Origin of the sequence: Mucilaginibacter dorajii (genome assembly GCF_024808255.1) — a bacterium.
Classification (GTDB): domain Bacteria; phylum Bacteroidota; class Bacteroidia; order Sphingobacteriales; family Sphingobacteriaceae; genus Mucilaginibacter; species Mucilaginibacter dorajii.
Map to the genome: position 1 here is coordinate 1 of NZ_JANTYS010000045.1, position 13,831 is coordinate 13,831.

Annotated in this window: 10 protein-coding genes; 5 read left to right on the plus strand and 5 right to left on the minus strand. The window is 43.6% G+C overall.

Annotated features, from left to right (window positions below; translation table 11 throughout):
• Positions 1-368: 368 nt before the first annotated feature.
• Complete coding sequence (locus FHS10_RS29055; protein WP_259097742.1) at positions 369-2,270, plus strand: beta-N-acetylhexosaminidase; 1,902 nt, start codon at positions 369-371, stop codon at positions 2,268-2,270.
• A gap of 203 nt (positions 2,271-2,473) precedes the next feature.
• Here FHS10_RS29055 and FHS10_RS29060 read toward each other — a convergent pair whose 3' ends face one another.
• Positions 2,474-3,325, minus strand: a complete 852-nt coding sequence (locus FHS10_RS29060; RefSeq protein ID WP_259097744.1) for a DUF4198 domain-containing protein — start codon at positions 3,323-3,325, stop codon at positions 2,474-2,476.
• A 95-nt stretch (positions 3,326-3,420) separates the two neighbouring features.
• Between FHS10_RS29060 and FHS10_RS29065 the strand changes: the two genes are divergently transcribed.
• Positions 3,421-5,400, plus strand: a complete 1,980-nt coding sequence (locus FHS10_RS29065) for an alpha-ketoacid dehydrogenase subunit alpha/beta (protein WP_259097746.1) — start codon at positions 3,421-3,423, stop codon at positions 5,398-5,400.
• Between the two features lie 375 nt (positions 5,401-5,775).
• Here the strand turns inward: FHS10_RS29065 and gldD are convergent, their stop codons facing one another.
• Positions 5,776-6,354 carry a gliding motility lipoprotein GldD gene (gldD, locus tag FHS10_RS29070; RefSeq protein WP_259097748.1) on the minus strand — a complete coding sequence of 193 codons (579 nt, stop codon included), beginning with the start codon at positions 6,352-6,354 and terminating at the stop codon, positions 5,776-5,778.
• A complete protein-coding gene (locus FHS10_RS29075; RefSeq protein WP_259097750.1) occupies positions 6,351-7,151 on the minus strand; it encodes a shikimate dehydrogenase family protein in 801 nt (266 codons plus the stop codon). The genes gldD and FHS10_RS29075 overlap by 4 nt, the downstream gene beginning before the upstream one ends.
• 231 nt (positions 7,152-7,382) lie before the next feature.
• Between FHS10_RS29075 and FHS10_RS29080 the strand changes: the two genes are divergently transcribed.
• The gene (locus tag FHS10_RS29080) at positions 7,383-10,211 is read left to right on the plus strand and encodes an ATP-binding protein (protein ID WP_259097752.1); all 2,829 of its coding nucleotides are present in this window, start codon (positions 7,383-7,385) and stop codon (positions 10,209-10,211) included.
• Positions 10,212-10,773: 562 nt separating this feature from the next.
• Here the strand turns inward: FHS10_RS29080 and FHS10_RS29085 are convergent.
• Positions 10,774-11,535 (minus strand): phosphosulfolactate synthase, encoded by a 762-nt coding sequence (locus tag FHS10_RS29085; protein WP_259097755.1) that lies wholly within the window; start codon positions 11,533-11,535, stop codon positions 10,774-10,776.
• A 506-nt stretch (positions 11,536-12,041) separates the two neighbouring features.
• Between FHS10_RS29085 and FHS10_RS29090 the strand changes: the two genes are divergently transcribed.
• Entirely contained in the window at positions 12,042-12,536 is a 495-nt protein-coding gene (locus FHS10_RS29090) for a thioredoxin family protein (RefSeq protein WP_259097757.1), read from the plus strand.
• Between the two features lie 182 nt (positions 12,537-12,718).
• Positions 12,719-12,919: a hypothetical protein gene (locus FHS10_RS29095; RefSeq protein ID WP_259097760.1), complete on the plus strand. Its 201-nt coding sequence runs from the start codon at positions 12,719-12,721 to the stop codon at positions 12,917-12,919.
• A 54-nt stretch (positions 12,920-12,973) separates the two neighbouring features.
• On the opposite strand, the gene FHS10_RS29100 is transcribed toward FHS10_RS29095, so the two are convergent.
• Positions 12,974-13,651, minus strand: coding sequence for a TonB family protein (locus FHS10_RS29100; protein ID WP_259097762.1), 678 nt, complete (start codon positions 13,649-13,651; stop codon positions 12,974-12,976).
• Positions 13,652-13,831: the final 180 nt, after the last annotated feature.

A 13,831-nucleotide genomic window follows, 5' to 3' on the forward strand; every position in this document is an offset into this window, starting at 1 on the left:
TCCTTGCTGAGAAATTCAACGAAAACAGATAAACATGGAGCCAATACGTTGCAAACATAGAGGCCGCATCATTTGAATTATGATACGGCCTCTTCTTAATTTTACTGTTGCGGTTTTTGTTGCGATTTGCGAAATATGACAATTCACAACATGTTGTTTATTAAATAGATATCGATTTTTACTGTTTCACTTGTTGCGCAACGCAACAGTTTTTAAAGACATTTAAGATGCCGAAGAATGTGCAAAAACAGTGCTCTTAGAATTGCAATAAGAGGCAATTAAATTTCCCCGATAACTTTTTAATATTCTTTAAAAAGTTTAATTTGCGTAGCGTTTCCAATTAAGCGTCTTCAAAACCAATTTTTTTTATGAAAAAAATATTCCTGTTGCTGGCCTGCTGTAGCCTGCATTTTTTATCATTCGGCCAGGCACCTGCTAACAATTTAGGCATCATACCCGAGCCTGTTAAGGTTACCAAAAAGGTGGGCAGTTTTACATTACCTAAAATTGTTATTCTTGAAGCAGCCAGTCAGCCTGAAGTAACACCCGTTATAGCTTATTTGAAAAGCAAATTAAGCACCGCTGCAGGTACTGCCGTAGCCGTGAAAAGTGTAGCACCATCAGCATCTATCAAATTTGTTTTAAATAAAAAGAATGATCCGCTTATTGGTGCCGAAGGTTATAGCCTGTCTGTAACTGCCAAAAAAGTAACCATACGGGCTAACGAGGCCGCCGGCTTATTTTACGGCGTGCAAACCTTTATGCAGTTACTGCCTAAAGAAATTGAAAGTAAAGAGTACACCAAAGGCATAAAATGGACAGCTCCTTGTGTTGATATCACCGATTACCCAAGGTTTGCCTGGAGGGGTTTAATGTTTGATGTGGCCCGCCACTTTTTTACCAAGCCCGAGGTTAAGCAATATATAGATGCCATGGTTAAATACAAGCTTAACCTGCTGCATTTGCATCTAACAGACGATGAAGGCTGGCGTGTTGAAATTAAAAGCCTGCCCAGGTTAACTACCGTTGGGGCATACAATGTTAAAAAGGTTGGTCAGTTTGGTACATTCACTGCCCCGGCAGCTGATGAGCCACGTACTTATGGCGGTTTTTATACCCAGGAAGATATCAAAGAGCTGGTACAATATGCTAAAGACCGTTTTGTAAACATCCTGCCCGAGATTGATGTTCCCGGCCATAGCCTTGCTGCGGTTGTTGCTTATCCAGATCTGTCATGCACCCCCGGTGCCGATAAATACGTAGTAAACTCCGGCGAACCATTTATGAACTGGAACGGACCACATAACACCGCCATTGTTGATAATACTCTGTGCCCGGCCAACGAAAATGTTTACGCCTTTTTAGATAAGGTGGTAACCGAAGTAGCGCAGCTTTTCCCATTCCCATACATCCACATGGGTGGCGATGAATGTGCCAAAAACTTTTGGGAACAAAGTGAAGCCATCAAAGCCTTAATGGCTAAAGAAAACCTGAAAACCCAACAGGAGGTACAGGCTTATTTTGAAAAACGTTTGGAAAAAATAGTAGAATCGAAAGGTAAAAAATTCATGGGCTGGGACGAGATCCTGGAAGGCGGCTTAGGCCCCAATGCAGCCGTTATGAGCTGGCGTGGCATCAAAGGAGGCATTGAGGCTGCTAAAATGGGTCACGACGTAGTAATGAGCCCTACAACCTTCGCTTATTTGGATTATATGCAAAGCGATGTAAACGAGACTAAAGTTTACGCCAAATTACGCCTGAGCAAAGCCTACGAGTTTGAACCGGTACCCGATAGTGTTGATGCCAAACTGATTAAAGGCGGCCAGGCCAACTTGTGGACCGAGCAGGTGTACAACATTCGCCAGGCCGAGTATATGACCTGGCCAAGGGGCATGGCCATTGCCGAATCGGTATGGTCGCCTAAGGATAAGAAAAACTGGAATTACTTTTTTGGCAAGGTTGAGAAACAGTTTGGTCGTTTTGACGAGGCTGAAATCAAATACGCGCCAAGCGCTTATGATCCATCATTCAGCGCAACCCGCAATGCCGATGGCACACTAAAAGTAACCGTAACTAACGAAGTTGCCGGTTTGGATACCTACTACAGCTTTGACAACTCGTTTCCCGATAATTTCTATCCAAAATACACCACGCCAATTGACGCGCCGAAAGATGCAACCACGTTAAGGGTAATAACCTACCGGGGCAAAACACCAATCGGCCGCATGGTTAGCCTACCATTAGTTGATTTGGGTAAAAAGGTGAAGTAGACTTTGGGACTATAGGACTGTAAGACTATTAGACAAAGGACGAAAAGACAAAAGAAAAAGGACTAAGATATTGCTTCTTAGTCCTTTTTCTTTTAGTATGGTTAAACGCCGAGAAATGTCTTTTGTCCTTTGCCTTTTCGTCCTTTGTCTTTTGTCCAAAAGTCCAATAGTCTAATTAGTCCAAAAATCCTTTGTCCTAAAAATCAATGTTTATTCCCAAACCCAAACTCCTTATAGGTATCTGGCATGGTGCCGTTGTTGGTAAAGGCGAAGGTTAGGGTTGTGCCCCAGCTTTCAAAATCGGCATTCTTATCTTTAGATGCTTCGATGTGTACTGAGCTTAGCATGTAAATACCTTCGCGGCTTAGTTTAAAGTAAATGAGACCGGTGGCATCGGTGCTTAGTTTTTGCGGAAAAACGTTGCCGTTAATTGTTTTGATGTAAAGAATCACTACGGCATCCTTTAAAGGTTTGCCCTGAAAAAACACCTCGGCGGTTACATCATCCCCGTAATCTGCCTTGTAGGGGTTTTGTTTGATCACAATTTCGTATTCCTCGTTCAGGGGTTTATCAAAATCCCGATCGTTAGGTTTGTCAACAGTTACCAGTGTTTTTAGGTAACGGGTTGATTTTTCAACAAAGTACTGCTGGGTATTTGCTTTGGCATCTTCGGCAATTTTATCCAGGCCTTCATTGCTCAGGTATTTCAAAAACTTGTTCCGTTCCGATTCTACACTTTCGGTTTTAATTACCTCAATAGTGGCCAGGCCCGGGCTTTCTAATTTATAGTTTAAGATGTTTGACGCGGTATCTTTTGGCATCTTGCTCAAATCGGTTTGCTTTTTCCCTTCGTAAAGCACAAATTTTGAAATTTTTCCGCTTTCGTATTTGTATTCGCCCTCTTTTACAAATTCGCTGCCGCTCAACAAATGCAGGTTAATGTTGTCGCCCTTTTTCATGTAAAAGCTGCCCGGTAGTAAAAAGTAATCCTGGGCGTATGCCGCAAACCCTACGACCAATAGCAAGGCCATCAATCCATATCCAATTCTTTTCATAGTTTCTTGTTACGATTACCAAACATACAAAGTTTAACCCGAAAATATTACCAGCCCGGGGTACCGCCGTGTAAAAACTTCATTAGTTTTACATTATGATTTTCGATCGTAAAAACCTTGATACAGACACTTTAGTATCTTTTTACAAGAAACTATTGCTACCACGCATGGTTGAAGAAAAAATGCTGATCCTGTTACGACAGGGACGTATTGGCAAATGGTTCTCGGGCATTGGCCAGGAAGCCATTGCGGTAGGCAGCACATTGGCTATGGCCGATGATGAGTACATCCTGCCTATGCACCGTAACCTGGGAGTATTTACCACACGAAACATCCCATTATCCAGGCTGATGGCGCAATGGCAGGGCAAGCCATCGGGCTTTACCAAGGGGCGCGACCGCTCCTTTCACTTCGGCACGCAGGAATATAAGATCATCGGGATGATCTCGCACCTTGGCCCGCAACTGGCCCTGGCAGATGGCATTGCCCTGGCGAATGTATTATCAAACCACAAGAAAACCACCCTGGTTTACACCGGCGAGGGCGCAACCAGTGAGGGCGATTTTCATGAAGCGCTCAACATTGCCGCCGTTTGGAACCTGCCTGTTATTTTCCTCATCGAGAACAATGGTTACGGCCTCTCCACCCCAACCAACGAGCAATATCACTGCGCTCAGTTGGTTGATAGGGCCATAGGCTACGGCATGGAAGGCCGCCGGATAGACGGCAACAATATTTTAGAAGTTTACCATACCATCACCGATATCAAAAACAGCATTCGCGAAAACCCGCGCCCGGTTTTACTGGAGTGCATGACCTTCAGGATGCGGGGCCATGAAGAGGCCTCGGGTACCAAATATGTACCCCAAAACCTTACAGAGTGGTGGAGCGCCAAAGACCCGCTGGCCAATTATGAAAAGTATTTGCTGAACGAGAGAGCACTACTGCCCGAGTGGATCCCACTTATCCGCAAGGAATTTTCAACTTTGATCGAATCGGAATTTGAGAAGGTATACAGCGAGGCCGATATTGTGCCCGATATAAATACCGAGGTGGAAGATATGTACCACTCGTACAGTTTCCCGGCAACTCAACCTGCTTCAACCCCCATAACCACCAAACGCTATATAGATGCCATAAGCGATGGCCTGAGGCAGGGCATGCGTAAACACAGCAACCTGGTGATCATGGGGCAGGATATTGCCGAGTACGGCGGGGCTTTTAAAATAACCCAGGGCTTTGTTGAAGAGTTTGGCAAAGGGCGGGTGCGCAACACCCCTATCTGCGAATCGGGCATTGTAGGTGCCGGCATGGGCCTGGCCATCAATGGCTACAAAGCCGTTGTTGAAATGCAATTTGCAGATTTTGTTACCTGCGGCTTTAACCAGATCATTAATAACCTGGCCAAAACACATTACCGTTGGGCACAGGCGGTTGATATGGTGGTGCGCATGCCAACAGGCGCAGGTACGGGCGCGGGGCCCTTTCACTCGCAAAGTAACGAGGCATGGTTTACCAAAACACCAGGATTAAAGGTGGTGTATCCCGCTTTTCCGGCAGATGCTAAAGGATTACTGTTGGCGGCCATTGAAGATCCTAACCCGGTTATTTACTTCGAGCATAAATACCTGTACCGCAGCATCAGTGGTGAGGTGCCGGATAATGATGTGTTGATAGAAATTGGCAAAGCCAATATTGTACAACAAGGTGATACGGCAAGCATCATTACCTTCGGCCTTGGCGTACATTGGGCTGTGGAATACACCGCCCAACACCCCGAACAATCGTTAGAGATCATTGACCTGCGCAGCCTGCTGCCCTGGGATAAAGAAGCGGTTGAGGCAAGCGTTAAAAAAACAGGCAGAGCATTAGTGCTACATGAGGATACCCTAACCAGTGGCTTTGGTGCCGAAATTGCCGCCTACATTGCCGAGCATTGCTTTAAGTACCTGGATGCCCCTGTAATGCGCTGCGGCAGCCTGGATACCGCCATCCCCATGAATAAAGCCCTGGAAGACCAGTTTTTGGCAAAAGCAAGATTGGGAGAAACGGTGGAGAAATTGTTGGGGTATTAGCAAGGGGGAAATGACAATATAAAGCTATGTCATTGCGAGGCACGAAGCAATCGCGTACTTTGCAGGTTCGCCCTGTAGAGCATGAGATTGCTTCGTTCCTTATAATGACGTCCACGCAAGTTGTTGATTATCAAATATGTTTTTTTGTAGAGACGCAATATTTTGCGTCTCCCGCTATACAGAGTGGATTTGTGAGATTTTAAATTTGCGTGTTGCATTTGCACGCGGGAGACGCAAAATGTTGCGTCTCTACACAAGCGTGTTAACGATGTCATCACTATTTTTTTCAGGTTTATCCTTGATCGATACTCGCAATGACATAGTTTTATCCGCAGCTATCTTAATTCTTGACTCTAACCTCTTGACTCTTCTTCCCTACCTCCATTTAAAGCTCTTGATCATCACCTCCATATCTTTTTTAATAAAATTAAGGGCGGGTTGGATAGAATCAAGTCGAGGTTCGTTGTTGAAATACAGCGCGGCACGGATATAACTTTTAGTACTATCTGTTAAAAAAAACTGGGCAGATGATGCTGTGTTTCCATCAATAGTGTAATAAAGGCCGTAAACTTTATTTTGCGGATATGCAATAAGATCTTCCTTTATTAAGGTTGCTTTTACCGTATTCTTAAATGCAAAGGCTCGTGCATCTTCAATTAGCTGATTAAACTCCTTTTTACTTGTTACCGGCTGATAGCTTAAATGCAGGGTAGCGTTAAATTGCGGAAACTGAATATTGATCCAGCAAGGTTTGGCATTAGTACTCAAATCGGGCTTAATAACCGCGTATTTAGGATATACAAAAGTATAAGGGCAGCCCTCGTTATAATCCTGGTATTCTTTTTTAGGAAATTTAATGCGAAAATAACCCCGCGGCTTTGGCGAATAATCATGATTACCGCCGCAGGCCGCTAAAAACAATATGGCCAAAAGCATTAATCCGGCGTACTTCATACTCTAAGGTCTTTAGTGTTCCATATTTCCCATGATTTTTCGGCCTGTAAAACCAGCATTTCGTAACCATTTTTAGTAGTGGCGCCGGCCTCACGGCCTTTTCTCAAAAACAAGGTTTCTTCGGGGTTATAAATCAAATCGTACAATAAATGATCGTCGGTAATAGCCTCATAAGGGATGGGCGGGCACGCGTCAATATTGGGCGATGTACCTACCGGCGTAGTATTGATAATGATCTTATGCTGCTTGATATGACGGGGCGTTAGTTCGCTGAACAACAAATGATCGGGATGGGGTTTACGGGTTACCACTTTATAAGTGATGCCCAAATTTTCTAATACGCATTTTACTGCTTTTGCCGCGCCGCCATCGCCCAAAACCAGGGCTTCGTCGTTACTGTCTTTTATTAAAGGCTTTATCGACATTTCGAAGCCGTACAGATCGGTGTTATAACCTTCCAGCCTGAAATCATGCCCTTGTATGCCAACTTCACCTGTAAAGGCGGCCTGTAAGGGGCTTTCGGCACTAATGCAAATACAGTTTACGGCACCGGCCGTGCGGGCATCATGCTCAACCCAATCCAGGTAAGGTATTATATTTACCTTATGCGGGATGGTAACATTTAAGCCAACAAGGTTAGGGTTTTCGTCTAAAAGGTCTTGCAGGTCTTTTACATTTTCAAGCGGATAAAGATCATACACGGCATCTTCAATGCCTTCAGTTTTAAATTTTTCAGTAAAGTATCTTTTTGAAAAGGAGTGCGAAAGTGGAAAGCCAATAAGCCCGTAATGTTTCATGTATCAATAATTAGTATGGCCTGAAAAATGAAAAGCTAAAGATAGGCACATAAAGCATATCTGCCGCAATCAAAATAAGGTTATGGTATAACCGAAAAACAAGCAGGTTTAGTGTTATTCATTTAAAAGAAAACAAAAGGGTAAAAAAACTTTAATACAGGGTAAAAACACCTGTTTTTAAGAAATATTTGGCCAAGCCTACAAGAAAAATGTACTTTTAGGGCATTGTTTATGACCCCTGATAATCAACACCTAACCCTGTATCTGAAAAGATATTTGCTGGCCTGCCTGTTTTTAATAATAACACTGCAGGGCTATTCGCAACAAAAAACAAAAGAACCACAGTTAAAACACTTGCGGGGAATGAAGGCAGCCGACTCGGCCGCTGTTTTTGCAAAAAAGCTCATCGACTCGGCCCGGAAAAATCATGATCAGCCGTTTGAAGCCCGGGTACTGCTTGCGCAGGCCTACCAGGCTTATGGAACCGGTAACGAAAAAGATGCCCTTAATTTTGCCAGGCAGGCCGTAAAGCTGTCGTCGCCGGCAGATACCATCACCTACGAAAAATCGGCAACCATGGTGGCTTATATGCTAAGCCGGCAGGGCAAAAATGTTGAAGCCTTAAACGTTGCATTTGGAATTTTAAAGGAATGTGAAGCCCATGGCTGGAAAGCTGCCGGTATTGATGCCAAAATGTGCCTTGCCGATATTTACCGGGTTATTAAAAACGTAAAGCAGGCCCTGCCCTACGCCCAACAAGCTGCAAATGACGCCTTGAGCCTAAAAGATACCGCGGCTTATACTTTTGCCCTAAGCAACATATCAAATATTGTTTCTGAAATTGATACTACACACGCTGCCAATGAAAAGGCGGCCCGGATACTGGAGCAGATCCTGCAGCCAAAGTATCAGAAGTTTGTGAGCGATTTTACCCGGGCACGCTACTTAGGCAACCTGGCCAGGCTGTACATCAGGAATGGATTGGATGACCGCGCTATAGCCACTTTACAACAGTCGATGCAGATTGCCCGCAAAGGGAGCTTCAAATCGTTACAAAAACACGACTTGAATGAGTTGATGACCTTATACCGAATAAGGGGCGATTATAAAAAAGCCATTGAGTACGGCGAACAGGCAATTGCCGTTGAACCCGGCAACCAAACCAGTATATCGTTACAAAGGAATATCTACAGCCAGCTAAACCGATCATACCAGGGAGTTAACGACTTTAAAAACGCGTTAAAATACTCCGATCTCTACCACGGGCTTAACGATAGCATAACCGCCGCCGAGACCGCCCGTATTGCCAATGAGCTCGATAAAAAGTACCGCGCCGATAAACGCTTATTACTTGCAGCAACTCAAACCAGGCTGCTGGCGGTACAGCGTAATTATATTATTGCCATTGCCCTGCTGGTATTGATAGCTTCGGCCATGATGTACCGCTGGCTGATTGCCAAAAAGAAACGGGAGGCCGCTTTAATGACCGAAGAGCATAAACAGCTGGAAAAGCTTGACGCGCTTAAAACCCGTTTTTTCGCCAATATCAGTCACGAATTACGCACACCTTTAACCTTGATCCTTGGCCCGGCAGATCAATTGCTGAATGGCCCTGATGAACCCGATAAAAATCAGCAAAAAAAGAACCTCACTATCATATCGCGCAACAGCAAAAAATTGCTAACTATGGTTAACGAGTTGCTTGATTTGGGCAAGCTTGAAGCCGGTAAATTAACACTCAAGTTAAGCCCGGTTGCATTAGCCCGGTTTATTAAAGTGATATACCAGGGGTTTTCTTCGGCGGCGGAGTATAAAAAGATTGGCTATAAATTGGAATGCGATATTAACGAAGACGTATTTGCCTTGCTTGACGAAGATAAGTTTGAAAAGATCTGTAATAATTTGATCAGCAACGCCGTGAAATTTACCCCACAATCGGGCTCGGTAACAGTTACAGCCCGGGTAATACACAAGCAAATAGAATTTACTGTGGCCAACACCGGCACGGGCATTCACCCCGATGATATGCCGTATATTTTTGACAGGTATTACCAGGGCAGGCGCCAGGAGGATTCCTATGAAGGCGGCACCGGCATAGGCCTGGCCATTACCCGTGAATTTGCCGAATTGATGGGCGGCGGCGTATTTATTGATAATACCTGGAATACCGGCACCGCCTTTTATGTTACCATTCCGTTAACCCTTGCCGAAACAGTACCGGTACCGGTGTCATCAACAATTGCACTACCTGTTCCCGCATTTAATAACGGGCATGCGGCAACCAAACAAACCATTCTTTTAGTAGAAGATCACCATGAGATGGCCGCTTATGTTACCGGCATATTGAATCCGTTTTATAACCTGATTACCGCGTTGAACGGAACGGCGGCATTAAGCATGCTTCATGAGATGCCCGAATTACCAAACCTGATCATATCTGATGTAATGATGCCCGAAATGGATGGCTTTACATTACTGCAAAAGCTAAAAGAAAGTCTTAGCTTTTGTAATATCCCGGTGATTATATTAACCGCGCTTGCAGATAATAACAATAAATTAAAAGCCCTGCATACCGGCGTTGACGATTACATTACCAAACCTTTTCTGAGCGGCGAACTTATTGCCCGCACCACCAACCTTATCAATAACGCGGCAGCACGCGCGGGCAACTCAAACCAGGATTTGGAAGAAGAACCTGATGATGCCGGCGATATACAAACAGAAACGCAAATTACATCGCCGGCCGACCTGGCCTGGCTTACCGAAATTGAGGACCTTGTGCGCAAACAGGTTGGTAAGGTTGATCTTAACCTGGCCATGCTAAGCTATGACCTATCCATCAGCGAGCGCCAGCTGTTCAGGCGCATTAAAAGCATTACCGGCCTTACGCCCAATAAATACATCAGGGCCATTAAATTGCAGATTGCCCGTGAGGCCATTGAAAGCGGTAAGTACCGTACCCTTGCCGAAATTTCATACGTGGCAGGTTTTGATACACCAGCCTATTTCAGCAAATTATTTAAAGAGCAATTTGGCCGCGACGTAAATGAATTATTATAACTATTAAATTAAAAACCTGCCTTTAAAGGATTAAAACGGGTGTTTATTAGGCCAATTGGCGGTTTTGTACAGTAAAATGGCAGTTTTGTTAATCCGGTTTGGCCCACTTTTGTTGGCAGACAATTGCCCCCTGATATATGAATGTGATAGTTAACGAACACATGTTAAACAAAAATGATGCATCTCACCAGATAAAAACGGCAGTGAGCTGCCCGCGTTGTAAAAACAATTTTTGTCAAAGGATCCCGCGTGGATCAACAGTAAAACTGATACTGCCGTGGATGTCACTTAAGCATTATTATTGCGACAGATGCTTTAAAAAATTCTATAAAACAGATAAATAATTCCTCAAAATTTTTCACCAATTGTTTACCCCTTACCCCTCCGGTTTTTGGCTTAACCGGTAATATCCCACAGCTTTTATAGCTGTGGTGATATGGGGTAATTGATCGCCTAAGAAATAAAAACATAAAACACGCTACTACCCTTACCTTGTATACCTAAACCTTAAAAGCCCTTGGAATCTCTTCCAAAGGCTTTATTTAATTTATGATGAGGTTAATTATAAATTCAGGAAATGATCAAAAGTATCGCTGCGGATACCCAGGCGTAAGGTTTCCAATGGTATGATATCTGTAGGGGCAATATTGCCCAGGCTTACATTGGCACCTATCAGTTTAATAAACCAAACCTGCTGCGCTTTTTGCGGGGCTTCCCAAATAATAGTGCCTTCAGGGATCTGGGTAAGGATCTCATCGACCAAACCTTGCCTCACCTCTCCCGAGTCGCGATAAATGCCAACGTTGCCACTCTCGCGGGCTTCGGCAATTACCTTCCATGAACCGGCCTCAATTTCGGCATTCATCAGTTTGATCCATTTATAAGGGGCAAAAATCTTTTGCACATCCTTTGAACCCACTTCAGATATTACGGTAACCTGTTGGGCCAGTTTACTGATGTATTCGCATTTAATATCGTGCTCAATAGTGATCGATCCATCGGATACCTCGCAATGCTCCAGCTGATATTTATCCAACAGGCGGCAGTAATCGTCAAACTGGTTGCGTACAATAAAGGCTTCAAACAAAGTACCGCCAAAGTAAACCGGGATCCCTGCCTGTTTGTACAATTTTATCTTTTCATCCAGGTTTGGGGTTACATAGGAAGTAGCCCAACCAAGCTTTACAATATCGGTATGTGTACCACCAACTTCAATAAAATCCTCAACCTGTCTTAAACTTAGTCCTTTGTCCATCACCATGGTAATGCCTTTATCGCGGGGCTTAACGGTGCGCTCGGGTAAATTATTGATGGTATAATTCATATAGTTTGTTAGTTATAGCCTATAACTAAAAGTTTTAATGGCCACAAATCTCGTAAAAAAAATGCAAACAATAAATGACGTAAATGTTAAATTTAGATGTGCAGATTATAGATTCCAAATGTGCGGATGCCAGGAATTCAATAAATCGAGCATGCTAAAATCCCGTCAATCCTGCAAAATCCTAAAATCGTGTTGAAAAAAAGCCCCGCAGGTGCAGGGCTTTAACACATATTAACTATTTATAACTGAAAAAACTCAAGTTAAAATACGCGCCTGCACACATCTTTCGCAACGGTTTTTTACAACCATCGGGGCATACCAAGGGTATGTTATATCAAAAATATCGTTCTAAATTAACGCTTGTATTTCAGAGTTTTCCACATTGTGTGCACAAGTGCGTTTTTGGCTATAATATTTTTTTATGGGCAAAATTTTACCTGCATTTTTTTGTAGCTTTAACTTGCTGCCGGCTTTATAGCCAAAGCCAATAAAAGCACACCACTACCATGAAAAAATTGCTCCTGATAACCCTTCTGTCGGCATTTGTTCTAAATGTAAAGGCACAGGAAAAGCCGCATTTATATAACCCATCGGCAGATGCCAAAGCAGATATTGCTGCTGCCGTTAAACAGGCATCGGCACAACACAAAAATGTGCTTTTGCAAATTGGCGGTAACTGGTGCAGCTGGTGCATCAGGTTTAACGACCAGGTAACTAAAGACAGTTCGCTTAACACCTATATGAATACCAACTACGTGGTGCTGCACGTAAATTACAGCCAGGAAAACACCAACGATGCGTTAATGACCAGCCTTGGTTATCCGCAGCGTTTTGGTTTCCCGGTTTTTATTATTTTAGATAGCAAGGGCAACAGGCTGCATACCCAAAATTCCGAATACCTGGAAGAAGGTAAAGGTTATAGTAAAGACAAAGTATTGGAATTTTTTAAAGGCTGGTCGCCAACGGCGCTTGATCCTAAAAGTTATACCAAAACCAAGTAGTTTGACATAAGTAACTACAGTACAAATAATTAATAAACACACGGCGTTTATATTGCAAGGTGGCGTTAAAAAGCCGGATGTAATAAACCCGATACAAAAGAAAATTTCTATTTCAGTAGTTAAATATTTTCGCAATTGTTAATTAACTTAGTTTATTGTTTCATCCTTTAAAAATTAAACTTATGGCAAAGCACACCACCTTAAAACGAGGTCAGTTACTTAAGTACATTGGTAAAAGATGGAAAAACCTGAACATTAGCAACCCTATCATGAAGTTTTTAGGTTATGATAGTAACGGTTTTGCCGATGTGTGGGTTGAATACCAGGGCCGCCTGATGCTGCTGGCCATTGGGGATGTTGAGCTGGTAAGCTTAGCTTCCTGATCTTAACCGCTTTTGCGGAATCATTCAAAAAGCCTTAACCGCGTGTAAAACCGGTTAAGGCTTTTTGCTGCAATATTGTTGGATAAAGCTGTCGGCCTTATCGCTTCCAATATTGCGGATGAAGTTCCAGTCGGTACAGGCCCCGTCAAGATCTTTTTGTTTCAGTTTTTCGCCGGCCTGGTTCAGCATATCGTTTATCAGCTCGTCATCAAAACCCAGTTGTTTTTTTAGGGCGATGATGATTGGTTCTTTAGCCAGATCGGCCTTACCCTGGTATTTATTGATGTAGTAATTGGTAACAGCATTTTCCAGTTCCTGTCGGTTGCGGTAATCTGTAACAGCGGCCTGCATATCTTTAGCGGTAGTGTTACGGCAAAGCGCCGGGTTAGGATCAAAACGGATAGGCTGCACCAGGTAAGTTGTGGTGATATGACCGGCAGGAACCTGCCACATGCCCGATGTAAGTTTAATGACCCGCAAGGCCTCGTCATCCAGGTCGATGCCCGGCCCCTGCTGAATTTTGGCATCGGTAACCCCACCGTTTTCGTCCAGCCTGAAAGCCACATCAATAGTACCCGAAATGCAGTTCTGACGGGAATACTCGGGGTAAACAATTTTGCTTTTGATAAACTCGTCAAGTGCCTGCTGCCCACCCTTAAACGCCGGCTGCGCGTAGGCAGCGCCGATTACAGACATTGCTAAAACGATACCACTGAGCAGGCGTTTGATCATAGTATAAATATCGACAATAAAAGGGATAGAATGTTTGAATTCAGTAAAAGGTCGTCCTGAATTAATAGCATCCACTTAAAAAAGCTTTGTCATCCTGAGTAGGTTTTATTTGCGCACAAATAATCGCATTGCAAATGACACGAATAGTTATGAGTTTTGCTTTATAAAAGCAACTTATGG